Genomic DNA, 15,107 nt, shown 5'->3' with positions numbered 1-15,107 from the left:
GATGGCGGGCCCGCGCACAGCTCCGGCCGCCGATCGCGCCGTCCGCACCCGTCGCCTGGAGCTACCCTCCGGGGATGGAACGCGCAGAGGTTCTGAAGCGAGTCATCGGCATCCTCACCGAGGCCCAGGAGATCCGCCGGGCGGCGGAGGCCGGCGAGGATGACGACCGTCCCGACACCGAAGCAGGAGTGATCAACCAGCTGCTGAACGAGATGCTGCCGTCGATCAGCGTCCCGGCCGAATCCTCCCCCCAGGAGGTGGCCCGTCTCGTGGCGGAGGCACTCGGCCCCGCTCTCCACGCCATGGTCTCCGGGTTCAGCCTCGCCTTCACCAGTCTGGCCATGGCACACGACGCCGGCCGGACGGACATGTCCTCGGTCGAAGTCCTCCAGCAACTCGCCCTCGAAGTCGAGGCGGGGACGTACGACGGGGACTCCTGAACTGCCGCACCGGGCCCGTCGCCTCGCGTCCGCTCGGCGGCCTCGCGGTCGCCGGCGAGGTGGGCGACGATGGATCGGACCTGCTCGTATCCGGTCATGGCGAGGAAGGTCGGGGCACGGCCGTAGGACTCCATGCCGACGAGGTAGACGTCCTTCTCCGGGCGGGAGAGCTCGTTCACGCCGTGGAGGTAGACGGTGCCGTAGGAGTGCTGGTTGGGGTCGATCAGCGGCGCCAGCCCGACGGGGGCCTGGAGCCTCTCGTCAAGCGCGGAGTCGAGTTGGTCAGGCCGCGCGTTGGTGGAGGGCGTCCAGAGCAGCCAGTTCGTCCCCGGAGAGGCGCAGTGCGCCCGCAGCCACGTTGGCGGCGAGGTGGTGGGGGTCTCCGGTGCCGGGGATGGCCAGCACATGCGGTCCGCGGTGCAGCGTCCAGGCCAGGCGGACCTGCGCGGCGCTCACTGCGTGCGCCCGCGCGACGGTGAGCAGTTCGTCGTGCTCGGCGCCCGTCGCGCCCGCCTGTCGCCCTGTGCCGGCGATCGAGTAGAACGGCACGAACGCGATGCCCTGCTCACCGCAGTCGCGCAGGAACGCGTCCTGCTCGGGCCGCACGCCGATCCCGTACATGTTCTGCACACAGACCACCGGCGCGATGGCCCGGGCCTCGCCGAGGTGCTGGGGGGTGATGTTGGAGAGGCCCAGGTGGCGGATGAGCCCGGCTTGCCGCAGCTCGGCCAGTGCGCCGAAGCGTTCGGCGATCGAGTCGGTGCCCACGATGCGAAGGTTCACCACGTCGAGGTGGTCGCGGCCGAGCTGGCGCAGGTTCTCCTCGACCTGGCCGCGCAGTTGCCCGGGGGTGGCGTGGGGCAGCCACTGGCCCGAGGGGTCTCGGCCCGGTCCGACCTTGGTGGCGATGACGAGGTCGTTCGGGTAGGGGGCCAGCGCCCTGCTGATCAGTTCGTTGGCGGAGCGCAGGGACGAGAAGTAGAACGCGGCGGTGTCGATGTGGTTCACGCCGAGCTCCACCGCGGTGCGCAGCACGCTGACCGCCTCGGCCCGGTCGCGCGGCGTGGCGTCCGCGATCAGCGCCTCGCCGGTCTGCGGCAGGCGCATCGCGCCGAAACCGATCCGGTTGATGGTCAGGTCGCCGAGCGTCCACGTACCGGAGGCGGCCGCGGTGATCGTCTGTGAGGTCATGCCAGGGATGATCTCCGCGCAGTAGGGTGACCGCCATTGATTCAGACATGTGTGAATCCGGGGGTTCGGTGTGCTGGCGGAGCTGGTGTTCTCGACGAGCGATCTGGCGCAAGTGCGGTTCGCCGTTTCGCCGATGTGGGAGGTGGGGCCCAGCCTGCGGCTCTTGCGCTCCGGATGTGCGCATCCCGTTCACCAGCCCTGGATCGGGCAGGTGAGGCCCAGGCTGGCTGCCGCGGGGCTCGACCGAGGGGGGCTGGCCGAGCTGGTCCCGCCCGCGGGTTATGTCCCCGACTTCCTCAACCCCGCGCCCGCCTCGCCGGCTCCCGCACTGGCGCAGGAGCTGGCCAGGATCCTGGCCACGCCCGCTGCCCAGGTACGCCAGGACCTCGACCGTCTCGCGGACGAGCAGGGCGGTCTCGGCCCGCGTTCGCGGGCCCTGTACGCCGAGCCGCGGATACGTCTGGCCCGGGTCGTGGAAGAGATCGAGGGCTACTGGCAGCTGGCGCTCGCCCCCTATTGGGCGCGGGTCCGGGGCGTCCTCGACGCCGACGTCTTCCACCGGGCCCGCAAGTTCGCCGAGCAGGGCCCGGGGCGCCTCTTCAACGATCTGCACCCCTCGGTGAGTTGGACCGACGACGCCCTCCGGCTGGACCGCCGACAGCGTGACCTGTCCCGGGAGACGGCCGGTACGGGGCTGGTGCTGATCCCATCGGCCTTCACCGGCCCGGTTACGTTCACCCGGGTGACGCCGCCGGAGCCCCCGCAGCTGGCCTATCCGGCGCGGGGTGTGGGCTCGCTGTGGGAACCCCGCCCGGCCACCACCCGAACCGACGCGCTCGCCGCGGTCTTGGGCCGCTCGCGGACCCGGCTGCTGGCCGAGCTGGAGACGCCCGCCTCCACCACCGATCTGGCCCGTCGCACCGGGCTCTCACGGGCGGGGGTGTCCCAGTACCTCACCGCGCTCCGCGATGCGGGCCTGGTCAGCGCCCACCGGGCCGGCCGCTCGGTGCTGTACGCACGCACCGCGGCTGCTGATTCCCTGCTTGCCCCGTGAGCCGCGAGTTGCCCGACCAACTCGCCTGTCTACGAAGCACTTTGAGCCCTTGACATACCATCCACTCGATTCCCGCACCCCCGCGTCATCGCCGGGACCGGCGGGAAGTGAATCTTGATGAGAGGGCGATGAACACTTGCGATTGACAGGCAAGCACCGGATATCCATCGTTGCCGCGGCGGCCGCGACGGCCGTCGTGGGAAGTCTGCAACTGTCGGCGACCGCGTTCGGCACCGAGGACACCGGGAACAGCGCGACGGAGACCGCGAGCTCCCGGACGGCCCCGCCGACCGGAGAGGCACCCGACTCCCACGCTGAGGATTCCGCCACCTACAGCAGCGACGGCACCACCTTCAAGAACGGTGTCATGTCGCTCGGCACACAGGCACCCCGGCCCGAGAGCAGAACGGCCGCGGCCGCCGCACCCGCACCCGCACCCGCACCCGCAGCCGCACCCGCACCGCCCCAGGGCGAGGGGTGGAAGCTGAGCGGTGCCACCAAGTGGCTGCAGACCGGCTACACGATCAAGTTCTACGACCAGAAGTCCGCGGACTGGCTGGCTCCGTACGTGCAGGCCACCGCCGCGGACCTGCGGCGCATCACCAACCTGCCCGTCACCGTCGACACGAAGCCGGTCGGCTGGGACTACGTCCGGCCCAGGGGCGAGGTGATCGTCGGCCTCCTGCACCACCCGTGCGTTCCGCCGACCGACGGCGGCAGCATGGGCAGCACCGGCTGGAAGGTGGTCCGCGACGGGTCGGGCACCGCGAACCTCAGCTGCGGGTTCACCGTCTCGTCCGTGCCCGAAACCGTGACCAGCGGGCACGCGTACATCGACGACGAGTTCTTCACCTCGGCCGGCAAGCCCACCGCAGCCATGGGCGAGACGTACATGCGCAACCACATCAGCCACGAGATCGGGCACACGCTGGGCCTGGCGCACGCCAACCGCAGCCTGAACAAGAGCGATTGCGTCAAGGGCACCGACTCCGGCGAATTCCCGGTGATGTGCTCGCCCACGTACGCCTACCCGGACAAGCGCGCGGGCACCTACGTCCAGCAGTTCGACGTGCAGGGGCTGCGACGCCTCGCCGCCGGTGCCGGCGCCACGCTGTCCCCGCAGGGCAAGGTGAGCGGGATCGGCGCCAAGTGCCTGGACGTCAAGGGCGGAAAGGCGGCCAACGGCACGCAGATCCAGCTCTACACCTGCAACGGCTCCGCGGCGCAGTCGTGGATCCTGGGCAAGGACGGTACGGTCCGTGCGCTCGGCAAGTGCCTGGACAACGCGCACAACGCGAGCACCAACGGCAACAAGATCAGCCTCTACGACTGCAACGGCAGCGCGGCGCAGCGCTGGTCCGTCAACGCCAAGGGCCAGATCGTCCACGTGACGTCGGGCAAGGTCCTCGACGTCACCGGCGGCGCGACCGCCAACGGCACCGTGGTGCAGCTCTACACGGCGAACACCAACAAACGCCAGGTCTGGACCACGCCCAAGTAGTCCTCCCCAGGGGATGCCCCGGGCTGCCTTGCCCGTGCAGGATCTTTCGTCATGAACGACGGAATTCTTGCCCGTCTCGACGAAGCGGCGCACTCGGGCGAACTGGTGCGCCTGCGCCGGTCGATCCCGGGTGCGCAGCGGCTCGAGGGCTTCATCGTCGCCGCGGGCGCCGAGTGGGCCCTCATGGCGGTCTGCACGGACACCCGGCTGAACGGCTGGGCGGCGGTCCGCATCGCGGACATCACCAAGGTCCGTCCACGGGGCGACGAGACCTGCCTGACCATCAGAGCGCTGCGCCGACGCGGCCAGTGGCCGGTCCAGGCGCCCGGCCCGGCCCTCCCGCTGGACGTCCCCGAGATCGACGCCGCGCTGCGGGACAACCACCGGCTGGAGTACGAGACGGCGCGCCTGCTGCGGGTGCGTGACCCGCACGCCACCGCGAAGGGCCGCTCGTACCATCCGGGCCACCACCAGCGCGCCCTGCTGGCGGCCGACCCCGACCTCGCGGCGGCCGCCCTCCTCGACGGGCGCGGCGACGGCCGGCCGACCGCGCGCCGCCGCCTGGGCCACCGTACGAGCGGCCGGCGGGACGGGAAGCGTACGCGAGCTGGCGGCCGCGCTGCCCGGGCACGACGAGCATGACGACCCGGTCGACGCCGACTTCGCCCTGGCCTGCGCCGAGGCCGATCCGGAGCCGTTCCTCGACACGGCCGTCGAACGGTGGTTCGGAACCGGCGCCCTGCTGCGCCGCCTGCGCGCAGCACACCGTGCCGGGCGCCGGCCCTGGCTCGTGCTGCACGCCATGCGGGCGGTCCTCGAAGAGCCCTACCGCATCGACTGGCAGCTGGTGGCGGCGGCCCGGCTCGGCTCCCGGCTGCCGCGCCCGGCGGCGGAGCTGCTGCGCTCGCGTCCGGACGGCCCGCCCGAGGTGGCCGTCGTCCTGCGGACCGGGCGGCCCGCACGGCCGGGCCGTCCGCTGCCGCCGCCCGCACCCCCGGCGGCGGTCGCGCAACGGCACCGGCCGCCCCGGTCCCACTGGGCGTCCCAGTGGCAACGGCCGGGCGAAACCGGCCCGTTCGGGGACACGGCCGAGTCTGCGCGGCACGCGCTGCGGACCATGCCCGTCGCCTACGACACCCACACCGATCCGGCCGCCGCCACCCTCGCCCACCTCGGAGCGGTGATCGAGCGCGGGCAGCTGACCGCCTGCGAGGCCGTGCCGCTCGTCCGCCCGGCGAGCGTCCCGACCTCCTGGGTCGGCCAGGCTTCCGGCTGGGCCGACGTATTCCGCGCCGCATGGAGCGGGCGCGCGGCCCTCCACGTGGAGTCCGCCGCCCTGCTGGCCCGTTGGGCGGCCGGCCGCGTCCCCGCCGCCCGATGGGCCGCGCTCCACCCGCTCCTGCGGCACTACCCCGGCACGCTGCCCGAGCTGCTGTCCGCTGCCTCCGCGGCCAGCCCTTCGTACGACGTCACTTTCGGCGCGACCCACACCGGGGGCGATCTGCACTGGTCCAACCGGTCGGCGTCGGCGGTCGGGGTCCAACGGTCCGTCAGCACGAGCCCCGGCGGCTGTCGCAAGACCCTCGCACGGACGTACACCCCCGACCTGATCACGACCCTCGACACCCGGACCACCACTCCCGTGTGCGGTGGATCCGCGAACATCACCATCCCCCTCAAGGCGGACGTACCCGGCGGAGCCGGATGGATCGAGATCTGCCTCCTGGACGAGCTGGGGCGGGTCGTCGGCGGCAAGTGCAACTTCTACAAGCGCTGACCGCGCGTCCCCGGGCTTCACGGCTTCACGGTTAATTGGATGATATTGGCCGAATGTACAGATTCGGTAATATCGAGTGTTATGCCGGTCGAACGGTCTCCACTCGGTCCAGAGTGTGGCCTCTCGGCAGCAAGCCGGGACTGCAGCCGCCCGACAAGGCCCTGACCAGGTCCTGACGGGCATGTCCTTGAGGTGACATCTCCATGTCTGCTTCTCGCAACACCCGCCGCATCGTCGCCGCAGTCGCGGCCTCCGTCGCCCTCGTCGGCGCGGCCGCCCTGCCGGCCGTCGCCGACGGCCACCACCGCGACGGGAACTCGCGGCGCTCCTCCATCGTGATCGGCAAGGTCCAGTACGACAGCCCTGGCCGCGACGACCGCTCCAACCGCAGCCTGAACGCCGAGTGGGTCGAGGTGAAGAACACCGGCCGCAAGGCCGTCAACCTGCGCGGATTCACCCTGACCGACAAGCAGGGCAACCGCTACCGCTTCGAGGGCCTGCGCCTCGACGGCCGCTCGAGCGTGAAGGTCCACACCGGCAAGGGCCGGGACAGCAGCCACGACGTCTACCAGGACCGCCGCAACTACGTCTGGGACAGCCGTGACACGGCCACCCTGCGCAGCGACCGCGGACACGTGATCGACACCCGCTCCTGGGGCAAGCGCGGCCGCTGATCCTCGGCCGTGCTCGGCGAGCCCCCCGAGACGTCACCGTCTCGGGGGGCTTCGGCCTGCCGCTGCCCGGCTACCGTTACTCCGTATGGCTGACATCGAGAGGGAGTTGACCGCGGAGTCGGTCCGGGATCTGCTGCGCGCCCAGCACGGCGACCTGGCCGATCGCCCCGTGCGGCTGGGCGCGCGTGGCTGGGACAACCAGCTGTGGCGGCTCGGCGACGACCTCGCCGTCCGGCTGCCCTGGGCGACGCGGTCCGCGGACGAGCTGCTGCTCAAGGAACACGCCTGGCTGCCCGTCCTCGCCCCGCACCTTCCTCTGCGGGTCCCCGTCCCGCAGCGCCTCGGCGAGCCCTCCGAGCGGTTTCCGCGGCCCTGGATCGTCACCACCTGGGTTCCGGGCACGCCCGCGGACCGCGCCCCCGTCACGCGCGGCGCGGAGGCGGCGGACGCCCTCGCCGCCTTCCTGACGGCGCTTCACCGACCCGCCCCCGACGGGGCGCCCGTCGGCCGTGGCCGCGGGGGACCACTGGCCGACCGCGCCGAGCAGTTCGCCGAGCAGCTCGCCTCGGCCACCGATCTGGGGCTGATCCCCGACCCGGACTCCGTCCGCGCCGTCTGGGAAGACGCCGTCACCGCGCCCGAGTGGACTGGGCCGGCACTGTGGCTCCACGGCGATCTGCATCCGGCCAACGTCCTCACCGCCGGCGGCACCTTCTGCGGGGTGATCGACTTCGGCGATCTCTGCGCGGGCGATCCGGCCTGTGATCTCGCCGCCCCTTGGACACTGCTGCCGGACGGCGCTGCCGACCGCTTCCACAGCGCCTACCAGCCGACCCCGGACACCGCGACACTGCGCCGCGCCCGCGGCTGGGCGCTGCTGCGCGCCCTCAGCGGCATCCTCATCGGAGAGGCCGGCACCCACGGCCGCCCCGGAGGCAAGCCCACCTGGGGCCCACCCGCCCACACCGCCCTACGCCGCCTCACCGCAACGGCCCGAGAACAAGACCTCGGGTAAGCGATTCCTCCCGGGGCTGAAGCCCCGGGGGTTCCTTGCTAGATCCTGCTGAACCGGCTCGCTGTGCCGCGCGCAGGCCCGTCGCGATACGGCCGCATGCCTGAAGTCCGCGCGGGCACCAGCGGACGCATGGTCCTCATCGCGCTCCTCCTCGCCCTCGCCCTCGCCCTTGCCGCAGTCGCCACGGCCTGCCGTCCACCGGGTGCGCGCCGCACCGCGGCCCCCGCTTTCCGTGACCGGGCGTTTGACATCGGCCCCATCGGCCATACGTGCCAGGAGGCACGCCATGGCCAATGAATCCGCGCACAAGAAGTCCGAGCACGCGAAGCCGCCGGGAACAGTGGAGACCATGGCCGCACACGGCCAGGAGGCCGTCCTCTACGGCGTGCTGGCCGACGACATCGAACTGCGAACCATGAGCCAGGCCAACGGGGCTGCCGGCGGGAGCACTCACGAACAGAAGCTCCGGCTGGGCGAGCAGGTGGCCCGGGCGGTGCAGGAACGCGAGTCGCAGGACGCGGAGTTGACCGAGAGTGTTCTGCGGCCCGTCGCCGCAGACGTCAACCGCGGTCCGGAGAAAGGGGAGCTGGCTGGCGAACCTCTTCTTCCTCGTCGAACGGGAGAACGCGCAGCCGTTCCTGGACGCCGTGCGCCGGCTGCACACGGATCACCCGCACATCGCCATCCAAGTGTCCGGCCCGCTACCGCCCTACAGCTTCGTCTCCCACTAGAAATCATGCTCATTCACCCCGTGACATGACAAAGCGCGTGTTCCTGACCAAAAGCGTCCACCCTGGGGCGGCCGCGGATCGCGCGCCGACCGCCCCTATCCTGCGCGGACCGGGGATCGCAGCTGGTCCACGGCGGGGAGGGGATCAACAGGCATGGAAACGGTCGACAAGGTGGACGCATCGCAGGTGCGGCAGTGCCCGGAATGCGGGGCCACCATCTCCGTGCAAGCACGGTTCGTGAGCTGGTGCGCGGCCTGCGACTGGAACGTGGATCCGGGCTCACCGGATCCGGACCGGGGCCGCCTCGCGGTGTTCCGCCGGCACCTGGCCATGCGCTACGGGCAGCAGCTCGCGGAGGAGATCGAGCGGAATGGGCAGGCGGCCGACCAGGTCGGGCCGGACAGGTCGACCGTCCTGGCCTTCGGCGTCTCCCTGCTGGTGCACTCGGTCACCGGGGGGCTGCTGCTGGCTGCGGGGGCGCTGATCATCGGCGGGTGGCACACTCGCATCCTGCCGGTCTTCGGCGTCGTGCTCCTGGTGGTCGTGGCGGCGCTGCTGCCCCGGCCGGGCCGGCTGCCGCGGCACGCGCCGGTGCTGTACCGCGCCGACGCGCCCCGGCTCTTCGAGCTGATCGATGAAGTGGGGGCGTCCGTGGGTACGACCGGGGTGCACGCGGTGATGCTGGACACCGCGCACAACGCCTGGGTACGCACCTATGGGATCCGCAACCGGCGGGTGATGTGCCTGGGCGCCGGGCTGTGGGAGGTCCTCTCGCCCCAGGAACGCGTGGCCCTGCTGGGCCACGAGCTCGGGCATTTCGCGAATGGCGACGTCCGCTCCTCGTTCGTGACGCACGGAGCGCTGCGGTCCCTGGCCCACTGGTACTCCTTCCTGGTCCCGCAGCCGGTGGTGAGCCTTGTACACCTGTGCGTGAACGCCCTGGTGTTCCTGCCGCGCTGGGCGGTCTACGGGCTGATCGTCCTGCTCGACGGCCTGACGTTGCGGGCTTCGCAGCGGGCCGAGTACCGGGCGGACGCGGGCGCGGCCCGAGCCGGTTCGACCGCGGCGGCCATCACGTTGCTGGACCGGCTGTTGATCGGCCACGCGGTAGAGGCCCACCTGCAACGCGAGTCCATAGCGGCGCCCCAGGCCAACGGCGACTCCCGCGACCGCGAAACGCGTGAGGCCGCCGAGCGAGCGCTGTGGGAGCGCTTGGCCGCACGGATCGACTCCATACCCCGGAGCGAGTACGAGCGACTGCGCCGGGTCTCGGCCCGGCGCGGGCACAGCATCGACGACACCCACCCGCCGACCCACCTGCGCCGCCGCTGCCTGGCCTCGGCCGACCCGCAGCCGGCCCGGGTGGTCTGCGACGCCTCCCGGGCCCAGTCGATAGCGGCCGAACTGGCTCCAGCCCGCGCCTGGCTGGCCCGTACGGTGATCCGGTACAACGCCGACTAGGCCAGGCGCGGGCAGGAGGAGGGACACGTCCGTGGGCCTGCTCAAGGAGCTCCTGCTGCTGCCCGCGGCGCCCGTACGGGGCACCGCCTGGGTGCTGAACCAAGTGGTCGCCGAAGCCGAGCGGCAGTACTACGACCCGGACGCCGTGCAGCGGGAGTTAACGGCTCCGGCCGCTGCCGCCGCCGTCGCAGCAGCGGCAGCGGCAGCGGCCGTGAACAACCGGATGGCCCCGGGGGTCGCCGTCGGAGCGGGGTACGCGCTGGGTCGGACGAAGAAGGCAGAGCTCGCCCTCGGCGTGGGCACCCTCGTCATGGGCAAGCGCCTCCACCTCGGCCCGCGCGCGCTGGCCGAATTCGCCGCCGCCCGGCTTCAGTAGTTACCACCTGGAAGGTCTGGCGGACCGGCTCCACGAGCGGGCCCAGGGGGTGCAGGACCGGCTGACGGGCCCCACCGAACCGCCGCGCCCAGTCCGGCAGCGAAGAGCAGGCCGCCGAGACGGCCTCACGCCTCCACGAGGCGCCGGCCCCCATGCTGACGCCGCCGCCCTGCACCCCCTCCAGAACCCCCAGCTCCCGGGCAGCGCCGGTCAGAACGTACTGGACCGGCTGCTCGCCGGGGGCGTCGTGCTGGCCGGCGACATCACCCTGCGCATCGCCGACGTGGACCTGGTCCGGATCGACCTCAAAGCCCCCATCAGCTCCGTGATCGACTTCGGTCCCCTCGGCAGCCTGCCGTGTACCGTCGGCTGGAGGACGGGTTTACCGCCGTCGGGGCCGGACACACGCGCAGCATGACTGAATCCCGTGGAAGCGCGAACTCCAAGACGTCGACCGCCAACTCCCCGGAGCAGAGCCCCTCATCGGGGCCTGCGACCGGCACCGCCGAGTCTGCGACCCGAAGGGTGAGCGCGGTCGCCGAAAGCGCCGGCCACCTCACGTCGGTGGCCGCGCCCGCGGCCGAGCGGACCAAGGCCGCCGCGAACTCCGCGCGGAAGTCCCTGGGCTCCGCCACCCGCCAGACGCTCGGCAAGGCCACCGTGGCGTGGACGGTGGTGAAGGGCCGCAAGGCCATCGCCCTCGGCGCCGGCGCCGCCACGGTCGCCGTGACGGCGGGGTCGTACGCGGTGGGCCGGCGCGCCGGACTGCGCCGCCGCGGCCCCCTCTCCAGGCTCACCGGTGGCCGTCTCTGAAACGCGCCGCCGGGCGCGGCGGCCCCACAACCCCGCAAGGCCCCGGCACCTCGTGCCGGGGCCTTGCGACGCGTGCTCGGGCGGCGTGCCGGGCGAGGTCGGCCTCTGCGGCACGACTGCTCGTAGACGCCTTTGACGGGTTCAGCTGCCGCACTTGCCGAGGCAGACCCTCGGGGTCTTCACCGGGGCCTTGGTGTCGATCAGGTAGTCCCAGTCGTAGGCCACGGCGCCCACCGACGTGTCGGCCCAGCCGTCCCGGTAGCGGGCGAAGTCGTAGGCGCTCGCTTCGCCCTGCCACGCCACCGTCGCGCCCGCCGTGCAGTCGATCTGCTCCCGGAGCCAGCCGGTGATCTTCTTGGCGCCCTGCTGCTGGGTCACGTACGCGTACACGTTGACGCTCGCGGTCTTGTTGCAGCGCAGGGTGCCGTGGAGCACCGCGTCGCCGTCGGGGGGTGACGCTGCCGATGCGTGCGGCCGTCAGCGTCAGGGAGAGTACGGGCGGTGCGGGCGGGGCCTGGATGCGGACCCGGCCGCGGGAGGCCGCCGGGCTGCCCTGGCAGCGCTGTTCGAAGCTGGCGTCAAGGGAGTTGAGCCACCCCTGCGCGGTCCAGTCGATGCTGTGCACGGTGAAGCTGCCCGCGACGGCATGGCAGTAGCGGCCGTCGCCGCTGAAGTCGATTCCGGGCGTGTTCTCGTGGAACGGGAACAGGGTGGCTCCGGCGTACGTTCCGGCGGTGAGCTTGCGGCCCGCGGGGGCGCCGAAGGCCACGTACCACCAGGTGTCACCGTCCTGGACCCGGATCTCCGCCATGTCGCTTCCGGTGCCGCGGTAGACGAGGAAGGTCTGCCCGGCAGTACTGAAGGACTTCGAACGCCCCTGGGTGATCTCGTCACCGGCATCACCGCTGAAGGTGAACGTCCCTTCGGAGACGGGCTGTTCGATAGACGGCAGCTCCGGTGTGTCCTCGGCCTCGGCCATCCGGGCGTACCGCGGGCCGTGGGCCGCCGGGGCGGAGCGTTCCCCCGCCCCGGGCGCCGTCACGACGGCCGTGTTCTGTGCGGCCGTGCTCTGTACCGCCTTGCTCTGTGCGGCGGCCGCCGCGGTGGCGCTCGCGGCCACTCCCCCGGCCGCGAGGCCCACCAGCAGGCCCGCCGCCGCGACGGCGCGTACGAGCGCGTGTCGCGTCGTGCTCCGTGTCGGGGATCCCCCCTGGATTCCACTGTCCTGGTCGCGCGCAGCCTAGGTCCCGCGGGCGGGCCGGGGATGCGTCTGGCCGAGACTGGAGGGGAGGCGGCCAAAAGCGCGGGCCCGGGATCGCCGCCGCCCGGCCGACGACGGCGCCGTCCATGCCGCGTCCTAGCTCAGCAGCACAGCACGGGGACGTGGTGCACGAGGTTGTTGGCGAAGCCGCCGCGGTTCCAGGGTTGTTCGAGTGGCTGGGTGTGTCCCTCGGTGTCCGTGGCACGGGTGATGAGGGTGTGGCTGCCCGGCGTGGCCGTCCAGGCGCAGTGCCATGCCTGCCATGCCCACGCGCGGCGTGCCCGCGGCGCCACCTCGGCTTCCGTCCAGGTGCGGCCCCCGTCGCCGCTCACCTGGACCCGCGCGATCGGCCCGTACCCCGACCAGGCGCGCCCCTCCAGCGGTACGGGCCCCGGGCGCACGACGCGGACGCGCGACATGAAGTCGGGGAAGCCCGGCGGGACCATCAGGGCGCGCGGTGCGATCCGGCCGACCGGTTCGCCCTGCTCGTCGGGCGCCTGCCGGTAGCGGTAGGCGACGGCCTGCTGGAAGCCGGTGAACGGGGCGTCGACCAGGGTGATGTCCCGCAGCCACTTCACGTGCGCCATGCCGTACCAGCCGGGGACCACCAGGCGCAGTGGATACCCGTGCTGCGGGGGCAGGGGCAGGCCGTTCATCGCGTACGCGATCAGCACCTCCGGCTCCTCGCCGGTGGCGACCGGCAGGGGCAGGCTGCGCTGGTAGTCCTGCTCGATCCCGCGTTCCACTCCGTGGTCGGCGCCGGTGAAGACGGCTTCGGCGGCGTCCGCCCGCACCCCGGCCTCGGCGAGGACGGTCCGCAGCGGCACGCCCGTCCAGTCCGCGGTGCCCACGGCCTCCACCAGCCACGGCTGGCTGACGGGCCGCGGCGACAGGCGCGCCCGGCCGTTGCCCGCGCACTCCATGGTGACCCGGTGCGTGACGGCGGGCAGCGCGCGAAGGGCGGCCATGTCCATGGCCAGTGGGTCACGGACCCGGCCGCCGACGGTGAGCTGCCAGGTGGCCTCGTCCGCGGCGGGGATGTCGTAGTGGACCAAGACGTAGTGCAGCCCGGCCGGGGTGACCTCGTAGCGAAGGGCCTCCAGGGGCAGCCCGTGGTTGCGGGCGGCGAGGGCCAGCTCGTCCAGGCCGATCCCCTCCCCGACGGACGCAAGACGCCCGGGAGTGCTGACATCGCCGAGTGACGCCGGCTCCATCTCCTCATGGTCGCGCGCCCCGCCGGCGACTGCGACTGCGACTGCGACTGCGACTGCGACTGCGACACAATGCAGCGGTGACGGGAAGGCGTTCTTCGCGATGTACTCCTGGCACCTGCGGCACTGGACCGACCATGACATCGCGTGGGCTGAGTTCGCCGCGGCCTCCTACCACGCCATCGGCGGCAGCGACGGCTGGAAGACCATGCTGCACGAGCGGGCCGCCTGCGCGAGCCGCGCGGACAGGTACCGGCTGGAGAACATCGGGCACGAGTCCTGTACCGGCGAGACCGTCTGACGAACCTACAATGCTCGAATGATCTTCATTGTGGTGAAATTCGCAGTCAAGCCCGAATACGTGGAGCAGTGGCCGGAGAAGGTCGCGGAGTTCACCCGCGCCACCCGGGCCGAGTCCGGAAACCTGTGGTTCGAGTGGTCCCGCAGCCTGGAGGAGCCGAACACCTACGTCCTGGTCGAGGCGTTCCAGGACGACGCGGCCGAAGCACACGTCACCTCGGAGCACTTCCGCGCTGCCCTGGAGACGATGCGTCCCCTCGTCACCCGTACCCCCGAGATCGTCAGCACCACCATCGAGGGCGCCACCGGCTGGAGCCGGATGGGCGAGCTGCAGGTCGACTGAACTCTGCCGCCGTGCCGGGCGGGCGGTGCGGACGGCGCGGGGTGATGCTGGTGGCATGGGTGGCGTTCCCGGGGTCCGGCTGCCCGCCGCCTACAGGGCGGCGGCCCGCCTGTCGGTGCGGGTCACGGTGGCCGCCGGCGCCGGTTTCTACCTGTTCCTGTACGGCTTCGGCTCGACCGTCGCCGCGACCTACGCACTGTTCGCCGCGGTGGCGCTCGCGGGCCTGTCGCACATCCCCGGTACCGGCCGGCAGCGCGCCGCGGTGGTGCTCCGGCTGCTGCCCGTCTGCTGGGTGCTGATCACCATCGGCACCTACCTGTCCGTGCGGACCTGGAGCGCGGCCCTGGGGATGCTGGTGGTCGGCTTCGCGCTGGCCTTCGCCGCCGTGGGCGGCCCGCGCCCGGCGGGGGCCGCCCCGGGGCTGCAGCTGATGTACATCCTGCCGTCCTTCCCGCCCTACGATCCCGGTTCGCTCGGCCAGCGGCTGGCGGGCGCGACGGTGGGCATCGCGCTCCTCGTCCTCGCGGAGACGTTCCTGCTGCCCGATCCGCCGACCGTCCCGTACCGGGAGCTGGCCGCCCGGGCCGCCGACTGCGCGCGGCGGTGCGCCGACGAGCTGACCGGGCCGCCGTACGTGCTGTCCGAGGAGGCGTCGCGGGAGGCGCGGGAGGCGAGTACCGGGCTGCGGTCCTCGCGGGTACCGGAGGCCGAACGGCCGGCCGGGCCGGGCCTGCGGGACCGGGCCCTGGCCCACACCGGCCTCGCCACCCGCACCCTGTTGGCCAGGCTGGCGGTGCCACCGCGGCTCCCCCTCGGCCCGCATCCGGCCGGGACCGGGTTCGACGCGTTGCGGGCGGTACGGGACGTGGCGCGGGAAACGGCCGACTGCCTGCGCGGCCGGGCGCCCGCCGGGGACGCGCACACCGAGCTGCTCCGGGCCCGCGCGGCCGTCGCCGCGG

At 72.5% G+C, this 15,107-nt stretch carries 15 protein-coding genes and 4 pseudogenes; 15 read left to right on the top strand and 4 right to left on the bottom strand.

What is annotated here, in order from left to right; all coding sequences use genetic code 11:
- The first annotated feature begins 74 nt into the window (after window positions 1–74).
- Entirely contained in the window at window positions 75–440 is a 366-nt protein-coding gene (locus ACFWB8_RS21070; RefSeq protein WP_385228992.1) for a hypothetical protein, read from the top strand.
- Window positions 441–469: 29 nt separating this feature from the next.
- On the opposite strand, the pseudogene ACFWB8_RS21065 reads toward ACFWB8_RS21070, so the two are convergent.
- Window positions 470–739, bottom strand: a pseudogene (locus ACFWB8_RS21065) (flavoprotein); the annotation flags it as partial.
- A complete protein-coding gene (locus tag ACFWB8_RS21060) occupies window positions 723–1,631 on the bottom strand; it encodes an oxidoreductase (RefSeq protein WP_385228989.1) in 909 nt (302 codons plus the stop codon). The gene ACFWB8_RS21060 and the pseudogene ACFWB8_RS21065, both read right to left, overlap by 17 nt.
- A gap of 70 nt (window positions 1,632–1,701) precedes the next feature.
- On the opposite strand from ACFWB8_RS21060, the gene ACFWB8_RS21055 reads away from it, so the two are divergent.
- The 10 genes and pseudogenes from ACFWB8_RS21055 (at window position 1,702) to ACFWB8_RS21010 (ending at window position 11,033) form a co-directional block, all read left to right on the top strand.
- A complete protein-coding gene (locus ACFWB8_RS21055; RefSeq protein WP_385228986.1) occupies window positions 1,702–2,685 on the top strand; it encodes a DUF5937 family protein in 984 nt (327 codons plus the stop codon).
- A gap of 142 nt (window positions 2,686–2,827) precedes the next feature.
- Entirely contained in the window at window positions 2,828–4,186 is a 1,359-nt protein-coding gene (locus ACFWB8_RS21050) for a ricin-type beta-trefoil lectin domain protein (RefSeq protein WP_385228983.1), read from the top strand.
- Window positions 4,187–4,607: 421 nt separating this feature from the next.
- Window positions 4,608–5,963: a hypothetical protein gene (locus ACFWB8_RS21045; protein WP_385228980.1), complete on the top strand. Its 1,356-nt coding sequence runs from the start codon at window positions 4,608–4,610 to the stop codon at window positions 5,961–5,963.
- A 203-nt stretch (window positions 5,964–6,166) separates the two neighbouring features.
- Complete coding sequence (locus tag ACFWB8_RS21040) at window positions 6,167–6,637, top strand: lamin tail domain-containing protein (RefSeq protein ID WP_385228977.1); 471 nt, start codon at window positions 6,167–6,169, stop codon at window positions 6,635–6,637.
- An 85-nt stretch (window positions 6,638–6,722) separates the two neighbouring features.
- On the top strand, window positions 6,723–7,652 hold the full coding sequence (locus ACFWB8_RS21035; RefSeq protein ID WP_385228974.1) for an aminoglycoside phosphotransferase family protein: 930 nt from the start codon (window positions 6,723–6,725) through the stop codon (window positions 7,650–7,652).
- Between the two features lie 286 nt (window positions 7,653–7,938).
- A pseudogene (locus tag ACFWB8_RS21030) lies at window positions 7,939–8,383 on the top strand (GvpL/GvpF family gas vesicle protein).
- Window positions 8,384–8,536: 153 nt separating this feature from the next.
- Window positions 8,537–9,844: a M48 family metallopeptidase gene (locus ACFWB8_RS21025; protein WP_385228971.1), complete on the top strand. Its 1,308-nt coding sequence runs from the start codon at window positions 8,537–8,539 to the stop codon at window positions 9,842–9,844.
- 31 nt (window positions 9,845–9,875) lie between these two features.
- A pseudogene (locus ACFWB8_RS21020) lies at window positions 9,876–10,004 on the top strand (gas vesicle protein GvpG); the annotation flags it as partial.
- Window positions 10,005–10,389: 385 nt separating this feature from the next.
- Entirely contained in the window at window positions 10,390–10,638 is a 249-nt protein-coding gene (locus ACFWB8_RS21015; protein WP_385229103.1) for a gas vesicle protein, read from the top strand.
- Complete coding sequence (locus ACFWB8_RS21010) at window positions 10,635–11,033, top strand: hypothetical protein (RefSeq protein WP_385228968.1); 399 nt, start codon at window positions 10,635–10,637, stop codon at window positions 11,031–11,033. The genes ACFWB8_RS21015 and ACFWB8_RS21010 overlap by 4 nt, the downstream gene beginning before the upstream one ends.
- A 141-nt stretch (window positions 11,034–11,174) precedes the next feature.
- On the opposite strand, the gene ACFWB8_RS21005 is transcribed toward ACFWB8_RS21010, so the two are convergent.
- Window positions 11,175–11,468 (bottom strand): hypothetical protein, encoded by a 294-nt coding sequence (locus ACFWB8_RS21005; RefSeq protein ID WP_385228965.1) that lies wholly within the window; start codon window positions 11,466–11,468, stop codon window positions 11,175–11,177.
- Window positions 11,469–11,497: 29 nt separating this feature from the next.
- Between ACFWB8_RS21005 and ACFWB8_RS21000 the strand changes: the two genes are divergently transcribed.
- Window positions 11,498–11,689: a hypothetical protein gene (locus ACFWB8_RS21000; protein WP_385228962.1), complete on the top strand. Its 192-nt coding sequence runs from the start codon at window positions 11,498–11,500 to the stop codon at window positions 11,687–11,689.
- Window positions 11,690–12,395: 706 nt separating this feature from the next.
- On the opposite strand, the gene ACFWB8_RS20995 is transcribed toward ACFWB8_RS21000, so the two are convergent.
- The gene (locus ACFWB8_RS20995; protein WP_385228959.1) at window positions 12,396–13,508 is read right to left on the bottom strand and encodes a sulfite oxidase; all 1,113 of its coding nucleotides are present in this window, start codon (window positions 13,506–13,508) and stop codon (window positions 12,396–12,398) included.
- Window positions 13,509–13,608: 100 nt separating this feature from the next.
- On the opposite strand from ACFWB8_RS20995, the gene ACFWB8_RS20990 reads away from it, so the two are divergent.
- The 3 genes and pseudogenes from ACFWB8_RS20990 to ACFWB8_RS20980 all read left to right on the top strand — a co-directional run.
- Window positions 13,609–13,806 (top strand): hypothetical protein, encoded by a 198-nt coding sequence (locus ACFWB8_RS20990; RefSeq protein ID WP_385228956.1) that lies wholly within the window; start codon window positions 13,609–13,611, stop codon window positions 13,804–13,806.
- Window positions 13,807–13,824: 18 nt separating this feature from the next.
- A complete protein-coding gene (locus ACFWB8_RS20985; protein ID WP_385228953.1) occupies window positions 13,825–14,148 on the top strand; it encodes a putative quinol monooxygenase in 324 nt (107 codons plus the stop codon).
- A gap of 55 nt (window positions 14,149–14,203) precedes the next feature.
- Window positions 14,204–15,107 (top strand): annotated as a pseudogene (locus ACFWB8_RS20980) (FUSC family protein); the annotation flags it as partial.

This window comes from Streptomyces sp. NPDC060031 (genome assembly GCF_042736805.1).
In the GTDB taxonomy this organism is placed as follows: Bacteria; Actinomycetota; Actinomycetes; order Streptomycetales; family Streptomycetaceae; genus Streptomyces.
The sequence above is the reverse complement of the archived record's forward strand: the minus strand, read 5'-3'. Positions and strand labels throughout refer to the sequence as shown.

Coding starts and splice junctions, on each gene's coding strand:
- ACFWB8_RS20985 (WP_385228953.1), top strand. CDS start 13,825: ATGATCTTCATTGTGGTGAAATTCGCAGTCAAGCCCGAATACGTGGAG.
- ACFWB8_RS21035 (WP_385228974.1), top strand. CDS start 6,723: ATGGCTGACATCGAGAGGGAGTTGACCGCGGAGTCGGTCCGGGATCTG.
- ACFWB8_RS21010 (WP_385228968.1), top strand. CDS start 10,635: ATGACTGAATCCCGTGGAAGCGCGAACTCCAAGACGTCGACCGCCAAC.
- ACFWB8_RS21060 (WP_385228989.1), bottom strand. CDS start 1,631: ATGACCTCACAGACGATCACCGCGGCCGCCTCCGGTACGTGGACGCTC.
- ACFWB8_RS21025 (WP_385228971.1), top strand. CDS start 8,537: ATGGAAACGGTCGACAAGGTGGACGCATCGCAGGTGCGGCAGTGCCCG.
- ACFWB8_RS21000 (WP_385228962.1), top strand. CDS start 11,498: ATGCGTGCGGCCGTCAGCGTCAGGGAGAGTACGGGCGGTGCGGGCGGG.
- ACFWB8_RS21040 (WP_385228977.1), top strand. CDS start 6,167: ATGTCTGCTTCTCGCAACACCCGCCGCATCGTCGCCGCAGTCGCGGCC.
- ACFWB8_RS20995 (WP_385228959.1), bottom strand. CDS start 13,508: ATGGAGCCGGCGTCACTCGGCGATGTCAGCACTCCCGGGCGTCTTGCG.
- ACFWB8_RS21070 (WP_385228992.1), top strand. CDS start 75: ATGGAACGCGCAGAGGTTCTGAAGCGAGTCATCGGCATCCTCACCGAG.
- ACFWB8_RS20990 (WP_385228956.1), top strand. CDS start 13,609: ATGTACTCCTGGCACCTGCGGCACTGGACCGACCATGACATCGCGTGG.